This window comes from Epilithonimonas mollis, assembly GCF_900142325.1.
Taxonomy (GTDB): domain Bacteria; phylum Bacteroidota; class Bacteroidia; order Flavobacteriales; family Weeksellaceae; genus Epilithonimonas; species Epilithonimonas mollis.
The window spans coordinates 1-22,104 of record NZ_FRAM01000002.1; the positions used below are offsets into that span (position 1 = coordinate 1).

19 protein-coding genes and 1 pseudogene are annotated in these 22,104 nt (G+C 42.7%); all 20 read left to right on the top strand.

Annotated features, from left to right (window positions below):
- Positions 1-189 precede the first annotated feature (189 nt).
- The gene (locus BUA97_RS07430; protein ID WP_072997241.1) at positions 190-813 is read left to right on the top strand and encodes a DUF3347 domain-containing protein; all 624 of its coding nucleotides are present in this window, start codon (positions 190-192) and stop codon (positions 811-813) included.
- A gap of 14 nt (positions 814-827) precedes the next feature.
- The gene (locus tag BUA97_RS17390) at positions 828-2,111 is read left to right on the top strand and encodes an efflux RND transporter permease subunit (RefSeq protein WP_072997242.1); all 1,284 of its coding nucleotides are present in this window, start codon (positions 828-830) and stop codon (positions 2,109-2,111) included.
- A gap of 2 nt (positions 2,112-2,113) precedes the next feature.
- Complete coding sequence (locus tag BUA97_RS17395; RefSeq protein WP_072997243.1) at positions 2,114-4,072, top strand: efflux RND transporter permease subunit; 1,959 nt, start codon at positions 2,114-2,116, stop codon at positions 4,070-4,072.
- A 17-nt stretch (positions 4,073-4,089) separates the two neighbouring features.
- Positions 4,090-5,337, top strand: coding sequence for a TolC family protein (locus tag BUA97_RS07445; protein WP_072997244.1), 1,248 nt, complete (start codon positions 4,090-4,092; stop codon positions 5,335-5,337).
- On the top strand, positions 5,334-6,584 hold the full coding sequence (locus tag BUA97_RS07450; protein WP_227587140.1) for an efflux RND transporter periplasmic adaptor subunit: 1,251 nt from the start codon (positions 5,334-5,336) through the stop codon (positions 6,582-6,584). Before BUA97_RS07445 ends, BUA97_RS07450 begins: the two co-directional genes overlap by 4 nt.
- An 11-nt stretch (positions 6,585-6,595) precedes the next feature.
- Positions 6,596-7,801 carry an efflux RND transporter periplasmic adaptor subunit gene (locus tag BUA97_RS07455; protein WP_072997245.1) on the top strand — a complete coding sequence of 402 codons (1,206 nt, stop codon included), beginning with the start codon at positions 6,596-6,598 and terminating at the stop codon, positions 7,799-7,801.
- Position 7,802: 1 nt separating this feature from the next.
- Entirely contained in the window at positions 7,803-8,264 is a 462-nt protein-coding gene (locus tag BUA97_RS07460; RefSeq protein WP_072997246.1) for a heme-binding domain-containing protein, read from the top strand.
- A gap of 120 nt (positions 8,265-8,384) precedes the next feature.
- Entirely contained in the window at positions 8,385-8,954 is a 570-nt protein-coding gene (locus BUA97_RS07465) for a helix-turn-helix domain-containing protein (RefSeq protein ID WP_059333873.1), read from the top strand.
- Between the two features lie 333 nt (positions 8,955-9,287).
- Complete coding sequence (locus BUA97_RS07470; RefSeq protein WP_084081284.1) at positions 9,288-9,539, top strand: heavy-metal-associated domain-containing protein; 252 nt, start codon at positions 9,288-9,290, stop codon at positions 9,537-9,539.
- A 230-nt stretch (positions 9,540-9,769) separates the two neighbouring features.
- Positions 9,770-10,111 carry a four-helix bundle copper-binding protein gene (locus BUA97_RS07475; protein ID WP_059333872.1) on the top strand — a complete coding sequence of 114 codons (342 nt, stop codon included), beginning with the start codon at positions 9,770-9,772 and terminating at the stop codon, positions 10,109-10,111.
- 47 nt (positions 10,112-10,158) lie between these two features.
- Positions 10,159-10,308: pseudogene (locus tag BUA97_RS17470) on the top strand (hypothetical protein); the annotation flags it as partial.
- A 67-nt stretch (positions 10,309-10,375) separates the two neighbouring features.
- Positions 10,376-11,407, top strand: coding sequence for a type II glyceraldehyde-3-phosphate dehydrogenase (locus BUA97_RS07485; RefSeq protein WP_072998504.1), 1,032 nt, complete (start codon positions 10,376-10,378; stop codon positions 11,405-11,407).
- A 153-nt stretch (positions 11,408-11,560) separates the two neighbouring features.
- A complete protein-coding gene (locus tag BUA97_RS07490; RefSeq protein WP_072997248.1) occupies positions 11,561-12,622 on the top strand; it encodes a class I fructose-bisphosphate aldolase in 1,062 nt (353 codons plus the stop codon).
- 26 nt (positions 12,623-12,648) lie between these two features.
- Positions 12,649-13,491, top strand: coding sequence for an ATP cone domain-containing protein (locus BUA97_RS07495; protein ID WP_072997249.1), 843 nt, complete (start codon positions 12,649-12,651; stop codon positions 13,489-13,491).
- Positions 13,492-13,504: 13 nt separating this feature from the next.
- Entirely contained in the window at positions 13,505-14,878 is a 1,374-nt protein-coding gene (locus BUA97_RS07500; protein ID WP_072997250.1) for an MBL fold metallo-hydrolase RNA specificity domain-containing protein, read from the top strand.
- Between the two features lie 9 nt (positions 14,879-14,887).
- Positions 14,888-15,448, top strand: a complete 561-nt coding sequence (locus BUA97_RS07505) for an AAA family ATPase (RefSeq protein ID WP_034871875.1) — start codon at positions 14,888-14,890, stop codon at positions 15,446-15,448.
- A 46-nt stretch (positions 15,449-15,494) separates the two neighbouring features.
- On the top strand, positions 15,495-16,067 hold the full coding sequence (locus BUA97_RS07510; RefSeq protein ID WP_223200381.1) for a DUF305 domain-containing protein: 573 nt from the start codon (positions 15,495-15,497) through the stop codon (positions 16,065-16,067).
- 37 nt (positions 16,068-16,104) lie between these two features.
- Positions 16,105-18,231 carry a heavy metal translocating P-type ATPase gene (locus BUA97_RS07515; RefSeq protein WP_072997251.1) on the top strand — a complete coding sequence of 709 codons (2,127 nt, stop codon included), beginning with the start codon at positions 16,105-16,107 and terminating at the stop codon, positions 18,229-18,231.
- Positions 18,232-18,628: 397 nt separating this feature from the next.
- Positions 18,629-21,154, top strand: coding sequence for a multicopper oxidase domain-containing protein (locus BUA97_RS07520; RefSeq protein ID WP_449401672.1), 2,526 nt, complete (start codon positions 18,629-18,631; stop codon positions 21,152-21,154).
- A 291-nt stretch (positions 21,155-21,445) separates the two neighbouring features.
- A complete protein-coding gene (locus BUA97_RS07525; protein WP_072997252.1) occupies positions 21,446-22,081 on the top strand; it encodes a hypothetical protein in 636 nt (211 codons plus the stop codon).
- Positions 22,082-22,104 lie beyond the last annotated feature (23 nt).

A 22,104-nucleotide genomic window follows, 5' to 3' on the forward strand; every position in this document is an offset into this window, starting at 1 on the left:
CAAACTGAGAATCCCGCAGGAAGAAAATGCGCGGATGGCATACGATCCGATTTCTCACCAACTTATCGATAAAGCAACCGCAATTATAGCGATATCCGATAAAAACGACAATGTCGTGTACTTCGAAAACAAAGCAAACTACAAAGCCTTTTTCAATAAAAAATAAATAACCTTTAAACTTATAAAATAATGAAAACAGTACTATTCAGCCTTTTGGCAGTCGGAACATTTGCACTTACTTCCTGCAAAGAAAACAAAGAACAGAAAAGCACCACTGAAACATCAATGCAGCATGATATGAGCACGATGTCGGACAGTTCAGCGATGGACAATATGGCAATGGATGCTAAGGTAACCGTGACCACCGCCAAAAAAACTACCGCTGACCTTACGGAGCTCTATTCTCATTACACCCACCTTACATTCGCGTTGTCAGGTGATGATGATAAAGAAGCGGTGAGTGCAGCAAAAGGAATCCTGGCGTCCTTTCCTAAAATAGACATAAACGGTTTTTCTGCTGAACAGAAAAAAGAATTTGCTGACCTCGAATCAAGCATCAGTGAACACGCCGAGCACATTGCAGATAACGCCGGAAAGATTGATCATCAGCGCGAACATCTGGACATAATGAGCGCCGATTTTTACGACCTGCTGAAAGATTTCGGAACTCCAAAACCGGTGTACAAAGTATTTTGTCCAATGTATAACGATAAAAAAGGCGCTTTTTGGCTTAGCGATTCACGTGAGGTGAAGAATCCTTATTATGGCAAAAAAATGATTTCATGTGGCGAGGTTCAGGAAGAAATTAAGTAAAACCGTACAGAACCATGATTCAAAATTTAATCAAACTGTCCCTCCGCAACAGGTATTTCGTTTTGCTGATAGCAATCGGCCTTTTTATCTGGGGTATTTTTGCGGTAAGGGACAATCCCATCGATGCCATTCCGGATCTGAGTGAGAACCAGGTCATCGTTTTTACGGAGTGGATGGGCAGAAGTCCCCAGATTATGGAAGATCAGGTGACTTTCCCTCTGGTAAGCAACCTTCAGGGAATTCCGAAAATTAAGAACATCCGCGCCGCTTCCATGTTTGGGATGAGCTTCGTGTATGTTATTTTCGAAGATAACGTGGACATTTACTGGGCCAGAACCCGGGTAATGGAACGGCTCAACTATGCCCAACGCCTACTCCCGCAAGACGTAACGCCTACGCTCGGACCGGATGGTACCGGCGTTGGTCACGTCTTCTGGTACCATTTCGATGCACCTAAAATGGATTTGGGAGACCAGCGCGCCCTCCAGGACTGGTATGTGAAATTTGCTCTGCAGACGGTTCCCGGTGTGGCGGAAGTAGCCTCCTTTGGCGGCTTCGAAAAACAGTACCAACTCATTGTAGATCCTGTAAAACTCCAGTACTATAACGTCTCTCTGATGGATGTCATGAACAAAGTGAAAGCCAACAATAATGATGTGGGCGGACGTAAATTTGAGATGGCTGATATGGCCTATGTCATTCGCGGCCTGGGTTATATCAAGAACGTAGCCGATATCGAGGAAATTGCTTTGGGAAATTACAACGGTATTCCCGTGCGGGTCAAAGATATTGGCTCTGTACAGATGGGTGGCGATCTGCGTCTGGGTATTTTTGATGCAGACGGTGAAGGCGAAGTTGTGGGCGGTATCGTTGTGGCACGGTATGGCGAAAATGCAGATAAGGTCATCAACGATGTGAAAGAGAAAATGAAGGACGTTGAAAAAGGACTACCTGAAGGTGTCACTTTCAAAACATCGTACGACCGCAGTACGCTGATTGAAGGGGCAATAGACAATATTAAAACCAAGCTGATTGAAGAAATTATCGTGGTGGCAATCATTGTTATTCTGTTCCTATTCCACTGGCGAAGTGCATTGAGCATCATCATTCAGATTCCGGTCACCATTGCCATCAGTTTTATTCTGCTCAATGCGTTTGGACTTTCCTCCAATATCATGTCCCTTACAGGAATTGCGCTGGCAATTGGGGTGATTGTAGATAACGGAATTATCATGTCCGAAAATGCCTATAAAAATCTCTCCGATTGGCAGAACCATCAACAAAATAAAAACCCATAACAATGAAAACCAACTGGTTTAAAAATATATTCAGAAAAAAAGACAAAGAGAAAGAGAGTTACGTTAAAATTCCCGAAGATATTCGGCTGAAGATTATCGAAAAATCATCCTTACAGGTATCCAGAGGGGTCTTTTTCTCTACGGTGATTATCGTGGTTTCCTTTCTCCCCGTATTTATGTTGACAGGTCAGGAAGGTAAACTTTTTCACCCGCTGGCGTACACCAAAACCTTTATACTGATCGTTGATGCGATCCTGGTACTTACCCTTGCACCGGTGCTTATCTCTTTTTTCATGAAAGGAAAGTTTAAGGATGACAATAAAAACCCGATAAACAGAGGGCTTGAGCGGATATACGAACCCATCATTCGCTGGTGCATGGAATGGAAAAAAACAACGCTTGGCATTAATATTCTTGCCCTTCTTATCAGCATCCCTTTAATTATGAACCTCGGCCGTGAGTTTATGCCGCCCTTAGATGAAGGCTCACTACTCTTTATGCCGGTCACTTTGCCTGATATTTCGAACTCTGAAGCCAAAAGATTACTTCAGGTGCAGGATAAAATCATTAAAGGAGTTCCGGAAGTGGATCATGTCCTCGGAAAAGCCGGAAGAGCAAACACGGCGACAGATAATTCACCCATCTCCATGATTGAAACCATCATTCTGTTGAAACCTCAGGACGAATGGCGCGACGGCCTTACAAAAGACGATCTTATTAATGAATTGAATGCTAAACTGCAGATTCCCGGCGTAACCAATGGCTGGACCATGCCGATTTCCAACCGGATCAATATGCTTTCAACAGGGATTAGAACGGATGTGGGCGTAAAAGTGTACGGACAGAACCTGGACAGTATCGCGGTCCTTTCCGAAAAAATAAAAAAGGAACTCACCGGTATTGAAGGAATAAAAGACATGTACGTAGAACCCATTACCGGCGGAAAATATGTGGATATTGAAGTGAAACGCGAAGAAATAGGAAGATACGGCCTAAGTGTGGATGATGTAAATGCCGTCGTGGAAAGTGCGCTCGGCGGAATGAAACTCACCACCACCGTAGAAGGCCGACAGCGCTTTTCGGTAAATGCCAGATACGGCCAGGATTTCAGAAATAATGTGGAATCTCTGAGAAGATTGCCAATGCAGACGATGGAATTTGGTTCCATTCCGCTAAGTGCAGTGGCTGACATTCGTCTTACAGAAGGACCACCAATGATCAATTCTGAAAATGCAATGTTGCGTGGATCTGTTCTATTCAACGTACGCGACCGGGATTTAGGCAGTACCGTAAAAGAAGCCCAGGCAAAACTCAATAACATGGTGAACAAAATGCCAAAAGGTTATTTCGTGGAATGGAGCGGTCAGTACGAAAACCTGATTCGCGGAGAGCAGACTTTAAAAATGATTATGCCCCTCGTATTAATCGTGATCTTTATTTCCATGTACTTTGCATTCAATTCCTACCGTGAAGCTTTCTTTAATCTCATCAGTATTCCTTTTGCCTTAATCGGCGGCGTATTCATGATTTCGCTTTGGGGTGTTAATCTCTCCGTAGCCGTTGCAGTCGGCTTTATTGCACTGTTCGGACTTGCGGTAGAAACCGGAATCGTGATGGTCATTTACCTGAACGACGCCATGGTTCAGCTTATTGCAAAAAATGGCAACTCAAGGGAGACCATCACCAATGAAGAACTTCGTGAATATGTCATTCATGGTGCAGCCAAAAGATTAAGACCAAAGATTATGACGGTTTGCGTGACCCTATTCGGGCTTGTACCCATCCTGTGGAGCCACGGCGTGGGAAGTGATATGATGAAACCAATCGTATTACCGATGGTTGGTGGTGTTTTCACTTCGGCCATTCACATCCTTTTGGTAACACCAATTATCTTTTACATGCAGAAAGAATGGGAGCTGAATAAACTAGGGAAAATTGACGTCCTGGACGCTTCCCATTAATCCCTAATTATTACAAAATGAAAAAATTCATAATAACAGGAGTACTTACCTTGCTTTTTACCGCCACTTTTGCTCAGCAAATGTCCCTGCCCGCTGTAATGGACAGTATCGCAGCCAACCATCCGGTGGTAAAGATGTACAATGCCGAAATCCGGTCAATGGATGCTGCCGCCAAAGGTGCAAGAAGCTGGATGCCGCCCACAGTGGGTGCCGGTTTCTTCATGACGCCCTATAATGCAAAACTCTGGCAGCGGGATGGCGAAATGCTCGGTATGGGCTCAGTAGCAGTTTCTGTGGAGCAGATGTTTCCCAACACAAGGAAACTTGATGCCAACGAAAATCTGATGAAGGCGATGTCTTCCGTAGAAAAGGAAAAACTCTATGCGGCCCTCAATGAAAACTTTCAGGATGCGAAAAAACTGTATTACAGTTCAATCGTCCTGGATAAAAAGCTGCAGGTCGTAAAGGAAAACGAAAAGATGCTGGATTTCATGATCAGAAACGCCGAGATCCGGTACAAAAACGGGCTTTCCAAAATATCTGCATATTACAAAGCCAAAGCCGCCCTCGGAAGCACCACAAACATGCAGCTCATGTACGAGAATGACCTCCGCGTCAACCGGATCCGGTTGAATGCCCTCATGGGAAGAGACCCGCTCGCGCCACTGGAGATTGAACCGGAATACAACCTGAATGATTATTCTCTCGAGACTTTTGGTCAGGATCTATTTTATCAGAACAGAAGTGATCTCCGCGGCATCGACCGGGAAATCAATATTGCCAAACTCAAACAGGATCTGGAAAAGCAGAATCTAAAGCCGGAATTTGGCGTAAAGTTCGAAAACATGTTTGGTTTTGGCGGCCAGCCCATGCAGTTTTCACTCATGCTGATGGCAAAGCTGCCGTTTGTTTCCTGGGCTTCAGGCATGAATAAAGCCAATATTGAAAGTCTCAAACTGAAAGAAGAGGCCTTGCAGGCACAGAAAGAAATGATGGTGAACGAATACAGTGGAATGGCCTACGGAATGCGCAACGAACTGGACCTGAATAAAAATCAGCTGAAACTCTATGAAGACACCATTATTCCGGCCTTAAAAAACAACTACAAATCCATGCAGTTGGGCTATGAGCAGAATACGGAAGAACTCTTCATGTTATATGACGCATGGGAACAGCTGAATATGGCCCAGCTGGAATATTTCGAGATCCTTACCAAAGCACTGCAGACGCAAACTGAAATTGACCGCTTAATTGAAAGAAGATGAGAAAAATTATAATATTCACTATGCTTTTATTTGGTTTGACGGCGTGTGACAAAGTTAAGTTCTGGGAAGATAAGCACTCGGCAGAAGCTGCAATGCATACTTATACCTGTCCGATGCACCCGGAAGTGATTTCAGACAAACCCGGCAAATGTCCCAAATGTGGGATGGATTTGGTCCTGAAAGATGCCCCTGAAAAAAAGGAAGAGGGGATTAAACTCGACGATCTGCTGAAACCAACCAATGAATTTGTAGTGTCGGAACAGCCCGTAATAAAAGTAAAAAGAGAAAACATACCCACCACGGTTGATGCTTTAGGGACGGTAGAATACGATACTCGACAGATTGGCAGTATTTCCTCACGCGTTGCGGGCCGTATCGAGAAACTCTATGTGCGGTATAAATACCAGAAAGTGTCGAAAGGGCAGCGTATTTTAGATATATACAGCCCGGAACTTTTAACCGCACAGCAAAACCTGCTCTTCGTTATTAAAAATGACCGCTCAAACAAAACAATGATCGATGCTTCACGCCAGAAACTCCTTCTTTTGGGAATGCCGGCTTCACAGATACAGAAAGTCATCCAGCGAGGGAAACCTGATCTCACAGTTCCGGTTTTCAGCAATTACAGCGGACACATTCAGCAGGCAGGATCGGCCGGAAGCATGGGGTCATCACCACAATCTGCACCCGCTATGGCTTCAAATACGGCAGCCACCGCTGAACTACCCCTAAAAGAGGGAATGTATCTCCAGAAAGGACAGAATATTTTCAGTGTCTACAATCCCAACAGAACCTGGGCCCTGATCAATATTTTCTCTGAAGACATTGCACTGGTCAGCAAAGGACAGTCAGTCATGATCATCCCGGAAGCCAATCCTGAAAATCGCTTCAAAGGAATCATCGGTTTTATTGAACCCTTTTTCAGGCAGGGCAGCAAAACCGTAACGGCGCGCGTCTATTTTGATAATTCCACCGCAAAAATTCCTGTCGGAAGTCAGGTTAAAGCGGAGATTATGAGCCACAACAGAATGGCAGACTGGCTGCCGAAATCAGCGGTGGTTTCTTTAGGGATTGATAAAATCGCGTTCAAAAAAGTAGAAGGCGGTTTTATTGCCCATAAAGTTGTTACCGGCGCGGTGGTAGGCGATAAAATTCAGATCGTCAGTGGTTTGCTTCCTGAAGATGGAGTTGCCGAAAATGCACAGTACCTGATGGACAGCGAAAGTTTCATAAAAATTAACAGATAAAAATTGATAAGATGAAATTCAATATTTTAATGCTTGCCTTGCTGGTTTTTCTTTACTCCTGTAAAAAGGAGGAAGATCCGCATGCCGGCCACGATATCTACTACACCTGTTCCATGCACCCGCAGGTAGTCTCCGATAAACCCGGAAAATGCCCCATTTGTCACATGGATTTGGTGCCTGTGGAGAAGAAAAAGAATGCGGATCCTAACGAAATTGTTTTGAATGACGAGCAGGTTAAACTTGGGAATATCAAAACAGTCGCGCTATCTGATGGGTCTATGGCCGACAAACTTACCCTGACCGGAACACTCAATTTTAATCAGTACCAAATGCAGGCAGTAAGTTCCAGAGTAATGGGCAGAGTTGAACGGTTGTATTATAAAAACATTGGCGATTTTGTTCCGAAGGGGGCGCCGTTGGTCGATATTTACAGTGAAGAACTCAATAATGCAAAGCAGGAATATTTGCTGGCATTAGAAAGACGCAAGCTCTTCGTCGGCAATACGTCCATTGATTTTGACCAGCTGCTCCAAAGTTCGCGAAACAAGCTTTATTTATGGGGAATGTCGGAAAGCCAGATCAAACAGCTGGAAAGATCAGGAAAAGCCACAGCTACCACCACTGTGTTCAGCAATGCAGCCGGTTACATCACCGATCTGAGCATTGCCGAAGGCGATTATCTTGCAGAAGGTGGCACCATCGTGAATCTGGCAGATCTTTCATCGCTGTGGGCGGAAGCGCAGGTCTATTCCTCTCAAATGGCTCTCCTTCAGAAAGACAGCAAAGTTACCGTGTATATTCCCGATCTGGATAATTTGAAGATTAATGGGAAGGTTGATTTTACAAACCCAGAAATAAGCGCCTCCAGCAGGATAAATCTGGTTCGCATTTCCGTGCCTAACAAAGGAAATCTGCTGAAACCCGGCATGCCGGTATATGTTCTGGTGGAAAACAAATCCCGTGATGGCCTTTCCATGCCTGTGGATGCGGTAATCAGGGATGGCAAATCTTCCACGGTCTGGGTGAAAACCGCGAAGAACACCTTCGTCAACAGAATGGTGGAAACGGGTCTCGAATATGAAGACAGAATAGAAATCACATCAGGAATTAAGGCGGGAGACGAAGTAGTGGTGTCCGGGGCCTACCTGCTGAACAGCGAATATATATTTAAGAAAGGGGCAGATCCCATGGCGGGTCACGATATGAGCACAATGTAATATGAGAAAATTGAATATGATAGGCTGGCTGGCGGTGCTAGTGGTGGCTATTGTTTTAGTCATTCAGGTCATACCGGTGGAGCGTAATGTCTCCACCGTTCCGCCAGGTCAAAGTTTTGAAAAAACCGAAAAGGTGCCCGCCAACGTGGCTGCTATTCTGAAAGTTTCCTGCTATGACTGTCATTCCAACAACAGCCGATATCCGTGGTATTCAGAATTGCAGCCCGGCGCTTGGTTTATGGCGCAGCATATTAAAAAAGGGAGAGACGAACTCAATTTTGATGAGTTCAATAACTATTCAAAAAGACGGAAAAAAGCGAAAATAAAAAGCATCATCAGCCAGATTGAAAAAGACGAAATGCCTTTAAGATCATACCGCATGATGCACGGAAACGCCAGATTATCAGCGGATGAAAAAAAAGAACTGTTAGATTTTTTTCGTGACAACGAATATAGTAAGTAACGCAGAACATAAGAAATGACGCTCGCCTGTGGTCTTTAGAGTATCAGAAATGGTCGTTTAGAATAAAAAAGGATCGGAAAAGACTGTGCTGTAGAATCAACAAAAATTAAAAACAACGTGATGAAATTAAATATTAAAAATATGGTTTGCAGCCGATGTCTCAAAGTGCTTAGGCAAGAGCTTGAACAACTGGGAATTAAGGTTTCATCAATTGAACTCGGGGTATTGGTAATCGACGAGATGGCTGGTAATCATACTGAAATCTTGGCGAAAATTGAAAGCGTTCTCCATACCAATAAATTTGAAATAATCCATAGTCCAGAGGAAGTGCTCGTCGAAAAAATTAAACATTTTTTGCTTTGTAAAATAGAAGAGCCCCCTCTCGATTCCACGGTAAACCTATCTCAAATTTTAAGCACGGAGTTCAACCACGAATATAAGTCACTGAGCAAGTTGTTCTCACACTTTGAAAATACAACGCTCGAAAAATATTTTATTAAATTAAAAATTGAGAAAGTAAAACAACTTATTCAACTCAGGCAGTACACCTTTTCAGAAATAGGGCATCTCCTGGATTACAGCAGCGTCAACCACCTATCTAGACAGTTTAAAGAGATTACCGGAGAGAGCATGACTGAGTATAAAAATGCTGAACTAGCCAATCGAAGACCCTATGATGAAATTAGTTAACCTTAGAACTTAGGCGTATGAAATTATAAATAGGAAATAGTTGCGAAATAGAAACGGCAATCACAGGGACTTTTGCGCAACTCTCGATAAACTTCAGGTATAGTTTTGATGTTACTTGGCCTTTTTTTCAAAGCGAAATTATACAGAAACTAACGAAAATTATGCAGAACATTCGTTTAAGAAACTTGTACTTTTACAGTAGTAATTACAGCCAGCTCGCTTTCAAAAAACTATTTTATTGCAACACGAGTTTGGCCAAGTAAGGCTCACAGAACGTATTGTAAAACGGATAGTCGGAAAGTAACAATATATAAAAGAATAAAATCAAACAAAATGAAACAACAAATTGAAATAACAGGAATGTCCTGCGAAGGCTGCGTTAAAAATGTCGAAAAAGCGTTGAAAGAAATTGATGGCATACAGAATGTAAAAGCGAGTCTGCATCCACCACGCGCAGTTATTGAAGCAGAGAAATCGATTAATACCGCGCAGTTAACGCAAGCCTTGGCGAAAGTAGGTTATAGTATTGCCGGCGCTTCCGTAGATGAGAATTTAAAAAAGTCTGGTGGCTCCTGTTGCTGTTGAAAAGTATGAACTGCGCGGGCAAGTATAATGTTAGTACGATGTGAACGATAACGGTAGAAATGCTCCGCTGAAAACTAAGTGAAAGAAGCAAATAAATTTTTTAAAAAAAATCAAAGTAGCCAGCAATAGCTTGCCTGATCAAACGCACTTATGATTGCGACAGGATCAGCGCAGGAACTGCATATTTATTGAAAAAACCAACCTATTTATTAACATAAAAACCAACAATTATGACAGGTTATCACACGTACCAAAGTTGTATTGAAGCATGTTTAAAATGTGCTGCAATATGTAATCACTGTGCTTCATCATGCACTGAGGAAGAAGATGTAAAAATGATGGCGAGATGCATTCAGTTAGACATGGAATGCGCAGCGATCTGCTATGCCTCAGCACAGTTAATGAGCCTCGGCAGCGACAAAGCAAAAGAAATTTGCCGCATTTGTGCCGACATCTGTGAAGCATGTGCTGCAGAATGTGAAAAACATGCACAACATGGAATGGATCATTGCCGTGAATGTGCAGAAGCTTGTAGAAAATGCGCCGAAGAATGCCGGAAAATGGCAGCGTAATTTAAAACGGGTGGTGATTTAAGAAGGCTCACGGTGTAGTAGTAAGCAACGATGGTAAATCAGTTTTTGTAACAAATACTATAGATAATACCGTTTCTGTGATTGATGTGGCAAGTCAAAAAGTGATCCACACAATCCCGGTTGGCAAAGGCCCTAATGGAATAAGCTATTGGTTTGAAACTGGTGGAATGCCATAAACAGAATATTAAAGGAAATACACATCGGAAACCTTTTAATTTAATCGATAAGCTAAATATATATATTATGGAAAAAATAAGAGTTGCCATTAACGGATATGGTGTCATTGGCAAACGGGTTGCCGATGCAGTGCATTTGCAAGAAGATATGGAACTGGCAGGTGTATGCGATGTAATAACAGACTGGCGCATTCAAATGGCAGTATTGAAAAAATATCCCGTGTTTGCTTCCGATGACATGTTTAAAACAAAGATGAACGAAGCAGGCATAAATTCATCAGGCACGTTGAACGATCTGCTTGCATCCTCAGATATTATTGTGGATTGTACGCCCAAAAAAATTGCGGCTCAAAATATAGAGCTTTATAAAAAACTTGGTAAAAAGTTTATATTACAAGGAGGTGAAAAGCATGAAGCAACCGGTCATTCCTTTAGTGCCGAAAATAATTATGCAACTGCAATTAACCTTGATGCTACAAGAGTAGTTTCCTGTAACACTACTTCCATTGTAAGAACACTAACCGCACTGAAGAATGCAGGCTTGCTCTTAAAAGCAAGAGGCACTTTACTTCGTCGTGCAACCGACCCATGGGAAAGCCATTTGACCGGGATTATGAATACCCTGGTTCCCGAAAAAGAAATACCAAGTCATCAGGGGCCGGATGCGCAATCCGTTGACCCCTCTTTTGACGTTATCACATCAGCAGTTAAAGTACCGGAAACGTTAAGCCATCTACATTACTGGAATGTACAGTTGACCAGAAAGGCCGATAAGGAAGAAGTTTTGGATGCGTTCAATAAATCTACCAGAATTGCAATGATTAAATACAGCGATGAGTTAGCCGCTAATAATACAGTTAAGGAATTAATGCTTGCAATAGGCCGCCCTTATGGAGATATGTATGAAGTAGCCTTGTGGCAAGACATGCTGAAAGTGGTTGGAGATGAAGTGTTCTATGCTTACCTAGTCGATAATCAGGCTATCGTAATCCCCGAAACCATTGACGCTATCCGTGCCCTAACCGGAATTGAACCAGACGCTGAAAAGTCGATACTTAAGACCAACGAAAGCCTTGGAGTTAAACAGAGTTTTTATTAGGAGTAAGCAAAAAGTAAATTATCAAATTAATAAAACGAAATGTTAAGGAAAATGGTTTTGTACCCTGCAAATATTTGTAAGACGCGCACTTCCGCAAATGCCTATTTCTAAAACAAATAGAAATTTAGGGATTAAATTAAAGTTTAAAAAAAAATGAAAATGAACGATAACATTGCAGACTTATTAGGCAAGAAGGCAGCCTTCTATTTGGATCACGTTTGCCAAAAAATTACAAAAGATGAACTGCTGACTCCAGGCAAATACAGTCTGGAAAAGGTCTTTGGCGATAGCAACAGAAACCCGCAGGTTCTGCGGAGTCTCGCTCAACTTTACGGTCAGGGTAATCTTGGCGGCACGGGTTATCTGAGCATTCTTCCTGTTGATCAGGGTATTGAGCATAGTGCTGTATACTCGTTTTATAAAAACCCCGACTATTTCGACCCTGAAAACATTTTAAAACTTGCACTCGAAGCCGGCTGTAACGGTGTGGCTTCTACCTTCGGCGGGTTAGCCTTGAATGCCCGAAAATATGCGCACAGAATCCCTTTCATTGTAAAGATTAATCACAATGAATTACTGAGCTTTCCAAATAAATATGACCAAACGCTATTTGGAAAAGTTAAAAACGCCTGGGATATGGGGGCCCTTGCCATAGGAGCAACCATCTATTTTGGTTCCGACGAAAGCGACAGGCAGATCACAGAAATTTCCGAGGCGTTTGAGCATGCCCATCAGCTCGGTATGGCGACTATATTATGGTGCTATCTTCGAAATGAGGCATTTAAAACAGCAGATCAGGATTATCACTCCGCTGCGGATTTGACAGGACAAGCCAATCATATCGGAGTAACAATTCAAGCTGATATTATTAAACAAAAATTGCCGACAAATAATTTTGGATTCAAAAACATTAAGTTCGGTAAATACGATGACGCGATGTATGAGGCACTAACAACTCCCCACCCGATTGACCTCTGCAGGCTGCAGGTAGCGAACTGTTACATGGGCAAAATCGGATTAATTAACTCCGGTGGCGATTCAAAAGGTGAGTCAGATCTGCTTGAGGCCATTACAACAGCGGTCATCAACAAAAGAGCGGGCGGCACTGGACTGATTATGGGTCGGAAGGCATTTCAGCGCCCGTTTAAAGACGGTGTGAACTTGCTACAAAGGGTACAGAGTGTATATCTCGATAATAAGATAACAGTTGCCTAAAATAAGTTTCAACAAACTATCAGAAAATGAAGATTCCCATTAGCATCGTAAAAAAGTCCGGAGATATTGTCGCATTTGATGTCGAAAAACTCATTAATTCACTTAGGCGCGCGTCTGCTGGGGAAAACGTCATTCAGCAAATCGTTGGTGAGGTTCAGTCCAAGATTTACGAAGGCATGACCACCACAAAGATCTATAAAATTGCTTTTGATTTGTTAAAAAAATATTCCCGCGTAAGTGCTTCAAAATACAAACTCAAAAACGCACTCTTTGAATTGGGTCCCTCCGGTTTTCCTTTTGAAAAATTAGTGGGCAAACTGATGGCTCATGAAGGTTTTTCCACCCAGGTTGGGGTCATTGTTCAGGGAAATTGCGTGTCGCATGAAATAGATGTCATCGCTGACAAAGACGACCAGCACTGTTTTATTGAATGTAAATTTCACAGCGACCAAGGGAGATTTTGCAATGTAAAAATTCCTCTGTATGTCAATTCCAGATTTCTGGATGTAGAAAAACAGTGGAAAAAACAAAAAAGTAACGAAGGAAAAATATCTAAAGGAGGTGTGTACACCAATACAAGATTCACTTCTGATGCCACACAATATGGGAAATGTGCAGGTTTACTAATGGCAAGCTGGGACTATCCTTTTGGGAACGGTTTAAAAGAGAGAATAGACAAATCCGGTTTGCACCCATTAACCGCATTAACGACCCTGACAAAAAACGAGAAAACAAAATTGTTAGACCTTGGTGTAGTTCTTTGCAGAGAAATTTACGAAAACCCGGGGGTCTTAAACCAAATCGGACTTGCAAAACCACGCCATAAAAACATTATCGAAGACGCAAAAGAATTATGCACTCAACACTAAATCAATCTGACCAATGAAAAATACAAAAATTACCATTCATTTTTTGGGCGCTGCGGGTACAGTAACGGGTTCCAAATATTTAATCGATACAGGAGCACATCAACTCCTAATCGACTGCGGAGTTTTTCAAGGATTAAAGGAATTACGGCTTAAAAACTGGGAATATCCTCCTGTGGACGTTTCAGCCATTGATGCCGTTTTATTGACTCATGGCCATTTCGACCACACAGCATACCTTCCCCGATTGGTAAAATATGGTTTTAGTGGATTAGTTTACGGAACAAATCCAACTTTGGATATTGCCACAATCATTCTGAACGACAGTGCCAAAATACAGGAACAGGAAGCAGCGCGAGCCAATAAGGAAGGCTACTCCAAACACAGTCTCGCAGAACCGCTGTACGGACTGAAGGATGTAGAAAAAACATTGCCCCATTTTAAGGAGGTTCCGCCATCACAGTGGATTCCTTTGTTTGATGGTATCAATGCACGGTTTCAGTACAATGGGCATATTTTGGGTGCAGCTTTCATTGAGTTGGATGTACATGGCAAACGTTTTGTTTTTTCCGGAGATATTGGACGTACCAATGATCTACTGCTATATCCACCCCTGAAACCCGAAAAGGCGGATGTTCTTTTCATAGAGTCAACCTACGGAGGAAGGTTTCATCCGGATGAAGTGGAAGCGGTTCTGGAGATTGAAAAATTAGTCAACGATACCATTAACCGTGGAGGCAGCGTGTTTATTCCCAGTTTTTCGGTTGAACGTGCTCAACTGATGATGCTTATTTTATGGAGGTTGCTTAACGAAAATAAAATACCCAAAGTACCGATAATCATGGACAGTCCGATGGGAGCCAGCATACTCGATCTGTTTTACCGTACCAGAGATTGGCACCGGTTAACAACCGACGAATGTGATGAAATGTGCGATCATTTCACGGTGGTCAGCAGCTATCAGGAAACCATGGAGTTGCGGTCCGACAACAAACCAAAAATTGTTATCGCCGGCAGCGGGATGCTCACCGGTGGCAGAATGCTCAACTATCTTGAAACCCAGGCACAAAACCCTGATAATACCCTGCTTTTTGTAGGCTATCAGGCCGAAGGAACCCGTGGAAGAAAACTATTGGATGGTGAGAAAGAACTAAAAGTGTATGGAAAATGGGTTCCTTTCAATATGGAAATAGCGGAAATTGAAGGACTATCTTCACATGCAGACCACAATGAACTCATTGGTTGGATGAATGAAATAACAAATATTCCTGAAAGAATTTTCATCGTACATGGAGAAAAGGAAGGCGCAGAAGCGCTGCAGCTGGGCATAAAAGAAACCTACGGCTGGGATTCGCAAATACCGCAACTTTATGATATTGAAGAATTATAATTTGGAGAGATGAATCATATAACGGACAGTAAAATCAAGCATTCAAATGAGACCAACTGGTATGTGATTACCGGCGGACCCAGTACCGGAAAAACAACGACCATTGATTTGCTTCAGAAGCAAGGTTACCTTACGACAATTGAGCACGCCAGGCATTACATTGATACCATGCATAATGAAGGAAATTCTGTTGAAGAAATCAGAAGCAATAAAACGAAATTTCAATTGGGCGTGTTAGATATGCAGATTGCCCAAGAAGGATCGCTCAATAAGGAGGATATGGTTTTTTTGGACAGGGCTATCCCGGACGCAATGGCTTATTATCAATTTTTAAACTTGGATTATGATGAAAAGTTACTTAATGCCGTCAACGGGGTTTCCTACAAAAAAATCTTTATTCTAGACCGATTGCCGTTTACCAAAGACTATGCGAGAACCGAAAATGAAGACGATCAAAAACTAATTCATCAGTTGATAATAGAAAGCTATACCAATCTCGGTTTCACTATCGTTTTTGTTCCGGTTTTGCCTCCCGAAGAAAGAGTGAAATTCATTTTAGATAATTTATGAACAAAAAATATTCATCCAAATTGTTAACATATAAGAAATTATTATTATGAAAAATTCAGAACATGATCACAACATGCTTAAGGATACTGATTCAGCAACAGGCAATCATTCCAAACATGAAATGGAATCGGGCAAGGAGTCTGTCCAGCACGCGCAAAAAAGCCACGCCTCTGCATACAAAAAGTTATTTTGGATGCTTCTGATTTCCTTTATTTCAATGTTTATACTAATGTATGCGATGGTGGACAAGCTGGCTAACGTAATTCCAAACATAAACCAGTTATACATGGCAGGCCTGATGGCTTCTCCTATGTTAATCATCGAACTGCTGTTAATGGGGAAGATGTATCCCAACAAAAAACTCAATAAAATTCTTATGGGCCTCGGAGTGCTGATGATGGTGCTGTTTTGGTCCGGGATTCGGCAGCAGACAGCCGTGGGAGATGTCCAGTTTCTAAAGTCCATGATTCCACACCATGCAGGGGCTATTCTTATGGTCGAAGAAAGTAATCTGGTCGATCCGGAAGTGAGAAAGTTGGGCGAGGAAATTATCAAAGCACAGGAGGAAGAAATTGCCGTCATGAGGGCGAAAATTAAGGAACTTCAAACCCGGAAGTAATCTCAAATAGCAGAATTTAACGCAAAAAAATTGAATTATGAAAAAATACACCTGTCCCATGCATCCCCAGATATTGAAGGACGAACCGGGGAAATGTCCACTTTGCGGAATGAACTTAATTCCCTTGGGAGGAACCGCCCGACCTGAAAAAGACGAACACAGCCATCATCATCAGAATCATGATCATCACTCAGAATCTGATAGTTCAGCGGCGGGATTTGACAAACATGCAGGTCATCATACTCCGGATTTCCTGAAGAGATTCTGGATCTCTTTGGCACTTACCGTTCCGGTCCTTCTGCTTTCTCATATGATTCAGCAGTGGCTTGGTTTCACAATTGCTTTTAACGGTGATAAATATGTACTTCTGGTTTTGGGAAGTATTATTTATTTCTACGGTGGAATGCCTTTTTTCAAAGGGTTTTTGGGCGAAGTGAAAGCCGGAGCTATTGGGATGATGACGCTCGTTGCTTTGGCGATTACCGTAGCTTATGTCTATTCCGTTGCAGTCGTATTCGGGCTGCCGGGCATGGATTTCTTCTGGGAACTTGCCACCTTAATTGTGATCATGCTTCTTGGGCACTGGCTCGAGATGCGTTCGCAGATGGCTGCTTCAAAAGCGTTGCAATCTCTAGTTGCCTTACTACCAAATGACGTAACCGTCGAGCAGAACGGAAGTCCGGTTAAAATAAAACTGGAACAGCTGAAAAACGGAGATACCGTAATCATAAGACCGGGCGAAAAAGTCGCCGCTGACGGTCTGATTGTCGAGGGCAGTTCCTATTTAAATGAAAGCATGCTGACCGGAGAAAGTGTTCCTGTAAGAAAAGAGTCCGGTGGAAAGGTTATCGCAGGGTCTATCAATGGAGACGGTGCCTTGAAGATAAAAGCAACAGGGGTTGGAAAGGATTCGTACCTCAATAAGGTCATTAATTTGGTTCAGGATGCTCAGGCAGCAAAGTCGAACACTCAGAATCTGGCGGATAAAGTAGCCAAATGGCTTACTATAGTAGCAATTGTGGTGGGAGTAGGAACTTTCGCTTACTGGTACATCACCATGGGAGATTTGGCTTTTGCTCTGGAACGGATGGTAACGGTAATGGTAACAGCCTGCCCTCATGCTTTAGGAGTGGCAATCCCTCTGGTTGTGGCCATTTCCACTACACTTTCAGCGACAAATGGTTTACTCATCAGAAACCGAACGGCTTTTGAAACCACCAGAAAATTATCGACCATTATTTTCGATAAAACCGGCACCCTTACGAAAGGCTCCCACACTGTGCAGAAAATCATTCCTCTAACGGAACACTATTCGGAAAACGATTTACTCCAGTATGCAGCAGCAGTGCAGCAGAACTCCGAACATCACATTGCAAAAGGAATCATGCAGACCCTTTCCGAGAAAAAACTGGAGCTATGGAAGTCAGACAGTTTCCGCTACATGCAGGGAATTGGAGTGACAGGAATCGTAAACGGTAAATCGGTTGTCGCGGCTGGTCCTAATTATTTTGTTCAAAACAATAAACAGGTACCTGCCATTCCGGAAGAAATCAACCAGGATGCAGAAACAGTGAACTTTATTTTGATTGATGACGTGCCCGTGGGTATTGTTTCTTTAGCAGATACCATTCGCGAAGGCGCAAAAGAAGCTATTGACCAACTTCGAAGCATGAACATTAAATCATTCCTGCTTACAGGTGATAACGAAAAGGTAGCGGCGGCGGTGTCAAAGCAGTTAGGAATGGACGGATATTTGGCAAATGTACTTCCGCACCACAAACAGGAAAAAGTAAAAGAATTTCAGGATAAAGGAGAAATCGTTGCCATGACAGGTGACGGCGTAAATGATGCACCGGCTTTGGCAGCAGCAGATGTAGGCATTGCAGTTGGCAGCGGAACTGATGTTGCTGCCGAAACCGCAGATATTATTCTGGTCAACAGTGACCCTCGAGACGTGGTGAAAATGATAGATTTTGGAAAGAAAACCTACAGCAAGATGATCCAGAATCTCGTATGGGCAGTGGGCTACAACGTCGTGGCTATTCCACTTGCTGCGGGTGTTCTGTATCCTACATTTGTCTTGAGTCCCGCCATGGGCGCAGTGCTGATGAGTGTAAGCACCATCGTGGTCGCACTTAATGCAAGTTTGTTAAAAATTAAATAATCACAAGATGAAATATATATTTTCGCTCTTTCTATTTATGGCAATGTCCATAAACAGTTATTCACAGAGCACCAAAACCGTGTACACCTGCCCGATGCATCCGCAGGTCGTGAAATTAGCACCCGGTAACTGCCCCATTTGCGGTATGACCTTAGTGAAGAAAACCGTTACTGAGAAAAAAACGGCGGCCAAATCCGCGCCCGCTCCTAAAAAGGCCACCGTAGTTAAAAAAACTACGGGTAAGAAACCTGAAATTACCGCTGCAAAAACAAAGACGGTAACGGAAGTTAAAAAACCGGTGATGCCAAAGACTAAAGCAGTACCGAAAGACCCCGCGAGCATCAAAACGCCGGAACATTCAACACCTGCTCCGCATCAGCATGAAGCAGCGCAAAAGATGTACACTTGTCCGATGCACCCCGAGGTGGTTTCGGACAAACCAGGAAAGTGTCCCAAGTGCGGTATGAATCTGGTCCCTCAGAAGGAAAGCGGCCGGCATCAGTCTACCGGCAAAACCCCGGAACATCAAACTTCAGATGCGCATCAGCATGAAGAAGCGCAAAAGATGTACACCTGCCCGATGCATCCCGAGGTGATATCGGACAAACCCGGAAAGTGTCCCAAGTGCGGTATGAATCTGGTGCCTCAAAAAGGAAAGAAGGAAGATCATTCTGCACACGGAAACATGCAGATACATGGTGAACACAAAATGGTCATGCCCATGCCCGAAAAGCACCTAAAAGGCGGACGCAAAGTGACCTACCATCTTTATGTGAAAGACACCCTGGTAAATTTCGCGGGCAAACAGAAACGCGCCATTGCCGTAAACGGGCAGATTCCGATGCCAAAACTGGAGTTTTATGAGGGCGATACGGCGGAAGTGATTGTCCATAATTTAATGGACGAAGAAACTTCTCTGCACTGGCACGGTCTTCATCTTCCAAATAAAGAAGATGGGGTTCCCTGGCTTACCCAGAAACCCATTCCACCACATTCAACCTACACGTATTCGTTTCCGATCATCCAAAACGGAACCCACTGGTATCACTCGCATACTGGCCTGCAGGAGCAGATTGGAATGTATGGGATGATGATTCTGAAAAAACGTCCCGAAGATCCTACCTTCCGGAAAGGGATAGATGATCTGCCCACAGAGCATCTTATCCTTAGCGAATGGACGAACCTGAACCCCAACAACGTCCAGCGGATGCTCCACAATGCGAACGACTGGTTTGCTATTAAAAAAGGCAGTACTCAAAGTTATGCCGAAGCCATTAAAGAAGGCCACTTTAAAACAAAACTCACCAACGAGTGGAAACGGATGCTGGCCATGGACGTGAGCGATGTATATTATGATGCATTCCTGATTAACGGTAAAATCGAAAGTCAACTCTCCCGATATAAAGCCGGTGATAAAGTTCGGCTTCAAATTGCCAACGGCGGTGCTTCCTCCTATTTCTGGCTCAATTATGCCGGAGGAAAAATAAAAGTAGTGGCCAGTGATGGATTGGACATTGAACCGGTCGAAGTGGATCGCCTGATCCTGGCGGTTTCTGAAACAGTGGATATCGTAGTGGAAATTCCTGAAAGAAACACCTCCTACGAGCTCCTTGTTACGCCCGAAGACCGCACAAAATCGGCTTCCGTTTACATTGGCGAAGGAATTAAAAAAGCCCAGGCACCATTACCCAAACTCAAATATTTTGAAGGAATGAGGATGATGAATGACATGATGAAGATGAACGGTGACATGAAGGATATGGGCATGGAGATGAGTTACCAGACTATGGATATGAATCAGGTGATGTACCCTGAGATTATTGCTGAAAACAATGCAGCAATGCCGATGAATACAATGGACAACAACGATGCGCAAATGGATCACTCAAAGCACCAGATGCCTGCTTCCGGGATTACCACCTTGAATTACGAAATGATGAAGTCGCCTTATGACACTTCGCTTCCGAAAGACAGTCCCGTGCGCGAGCTCAAGTTTACCCTTACGGGAAACATGAACCGCTACGTTTGGAGCATGGACGATAGAGTCCTGGCAGAATCGGACAAAATATTGGTGAAGAAAGGGGAAATTCTCCGCATTACCCTTTTCAATAACTCAATGATGCGTCACCCGATGCACCTGCACGGATTTGATTTCCGCGTACTCAACAAAAATGGTGTTCAGGCACCCCTCAAAAATGTGTTGGATATTATGCCGATGGAAACTAATGTCATCGAATTTGAAGCAAAAACTGACGGGGACTGGTTTTTCCACTGTCACATCCTCTATCACATGATGGCGGGGATGAACCGTGTTTTTGCTGTTGGTGATTATCAGAATCCTTTGCTGCCCGATAAAGCTTCAGCTTACAAAAAGCTCCAGCGCGAAAGTAACATGTGGCACCTGATGGCCGAAAACGATTTTGCTACTAATGGTAACGACGGGATGGCGAGGATCTCAAATGCCCGCTGGGAATTGGGAACAGAATGGCGTTTAGGTTACAATCCCCATCACGGCTACGAGGTGGAAACCCAACTCGGCAGGTATGTGGACCGTATGCAGTGGCTGAAACCATTTATCGGATTTAACTATCATTATAGAAAGATTGACAGGAATAATATTGAAAAAAACCTTTTTGGACAGGCATCTACTAAAGATGAAAGAAAAACTTTCAGCGCTGGTATCATGTATAAACTCCCGATGTTGGTGGACCTGCAGGCAGAAATATTTACAGACGGAATTGTAAGGTTCCAGCTGAAACGTGAAGACATTCCGTTGACAGCGCGTTTGCGCGGGGCATTCATGGTCAATACCGACAAAGAATATATGGCAGGTCTTAAATATATCGTCACTAAAAATATCGGAATCTCAACCCACTACGACAGCGATATGAGCTGGGGTGCAGGGATTACTTTGAATTATTAAGATACTTGTTGATGAGCAATGTTTAATAGGGTGCAACACGTAAAATAAAGACCGGTTGCACTTTATTTTGCTCGTACGCAACCACTTATGTAATAAAGGAAGGGGAAAAATACTTATTACGAAGAAATTTGAAGTATCAATTTCTAGTCCCTACTTCTAAAATCAGGGACTAAATCGGGGATTGTTTAATGGTTTATACGATGCCTTTTGCTTTTATAAAATTATCTAACTTGCTTACTGTCAGTAAAATGATCACTTACATTGCTTTATTGGTTTAAATAAAAACTCCCTGTGGAACTACATGAGCATTTTGATGAAATTCACCCAAAAGTTTTAAATTTTTTAAATGACAATGAAGAGAAGATAATTGAGGGCTACGAAGAAAATGACGGGCACCCATTTCAGCATGTCTTTAATTCTTTTCTAAATTTATTTAAAGTAAGGTTTCCTCTTGTAACAAATTCAGAAGTTAACATTTTTAGATATTTTTTTGTTGAAAAGTTGCAAAGTCACTTCCGCAAAGAACTTCAGGACTCAATTGAAGTATGCAGTCAAACATATTTTGGAAATTACTACATAACATTCGTGAAGATAAATCTCGATCCGAAAGATGTTTCTTCTGTTTATGCCGTTAAACCTAAACTTGACAACCCAAGGATTGCCAAGCAACATGGGGCATTCTTAATTTTTGGTATTAGTCCATCATTATTTACTGTTTTCGGGTTATATAAGCCAATGGCTAAATTTAACAAAAAATGGATTGAAAGAGGAAGTGATTCAGATCAACGAATTATTATCGATAAAAAGTCTAAAACTCAAATATTACAACAACTGGAAAGCTTTGGTTTCAACCAAGCTACTTTATTTCCAGAAGTCGATATAGTTGCAAGTTTTGTAAAATTCAAATACTTAAAAAAACTGGATTAATAGATTTTGGATTTTAATAATAA

Excerpts from the sequence above, each read along its gene's own strand:
- BUA97_RS07470 (WP_084081284.1), top strand. The coding sequence starts at position 9,288 with ATGAAACAACAAATTGAAATAACAGGAATGTCCTGCGAAGGCTGCGTT.
- BUA97_RS07475 (WP_059333872.1), top strand. The coding sequence starts at position 9,770 with ATGACAGGTTATCACACGTACCAAAGTTGTATTGAAGCATGTTTAAAA.
- BUA97_RS07445 (WP_072997244.1), top strand. The coding sequence starts at position 4,090 with ATGAAAAAATTCATAATAACAGGAGTACTTACCTTGCTTTTTACCGCC.
- BUA97_RS07490 (WP_072997248.1), top strand. The coding sequence starts at position 11,561 with ATGAAAATGAACGATAACATTGCAGACTTATTAGGCAAGAAGGCAGCC.
- BUA97_RS07455 (WP_072997245.1), top strand. The coding sequence starts at position 6,596 with ATGAAATTCAATATTTTAATGCTTGCCTTGCTGGTTTTTCTTTACTCC.
- BUA97_RS07520 (WP_449401672.1), top strand. The coding sequence starts at position 18,629 with ATGTACACTTGTCCGATGCACCCCGAGGTGGTTTCGGACAAACCAGGA.
- BUA97_RS07515 (WP_072997251.1), top strand. The coding sequence starts at position 16,105 with ATGAAAAAATACACCTGTCCCATGCATCCCCAGATATTGAAGGACGAA.
- BUA97_RS07510 (WP_223200381.1), top strand. The coding sequence starts at position 15,495 with ATGAAAAATTCAGAACATGATCACAACATGCTTAAGGATACTGATTCA.
- BUA97_RS07465 (WP_059333873.1), top strand. The coding sequence starts at position 8,385 with ATGAAATTAAATATTAAAAATATGGTTTGCAGCCGATGTCTCAAAGTG.
- BUA97_RS17390 (WP_072997242.1), top strand. The coding sequence starts at position 828 with ATGATTCAAAATTTAATCAAACTGTCCCTCCGCAACAGGTATTTCGTT.
- BUA97_RS07430 (WP_072997241.1), top strand. The coding sequence starts at position 190 with ATGAAAACAGTACTATTCAGCCTTTTGGCAGTCGGAACATTTGCACTT.
- BUA97_RS07450 (WP_227587140.1), top strand. The coding sequence starts at position 5,334 with ATGAGAAAAATTATAATATTCACTATGCTTTTATTTGGTTTGACGGCG.
- BUA97_RS07500 (WP_072997250.1), top strand. The coding sequence starts at position 13,505 with ATGAAAAATACAAAAATTACCATTCATTTTTTGGGCGCTGCGGGTACA.
- BUA97_RS07460 (WP_072997246.1), top strand. The coding sequence starts at position 7,803 with ATGAGAAAATTGAATATGATAGGCTGGCTGGCGGTGCTAGTGGTGGCT.
- BUA97_RS07485 (WP_072998504.1), top strand. The coding sequence starts at position 10,376 with ATGGAAAAAATAAGAGTTGCCATTAACGGATATGGTGTCATTGGCAAA.
- BUA97_RS07495 (WP_072997249.1), top strand. The coding sequence starts at position 12,649 with ATGAAGATTCCCATTAGCATCGTAAAAAAGTCCGGAGATATTGTCGCA.
- BUA97_RS17395 (WP_072997243.1), top strand. The coding sequence starts at position 2,114 with ATGAAAACCAACTGGTTTAAAAATATATTCAGAAAAAAAGACAAAGAG.
- BUA97_RS07505 (WP_034871875.1), top strand. The coding sequence starts at position 14,888 with ATGAATCATATAACGGACAGTAAAATCAAGCATTCAAATGAGACCAAC.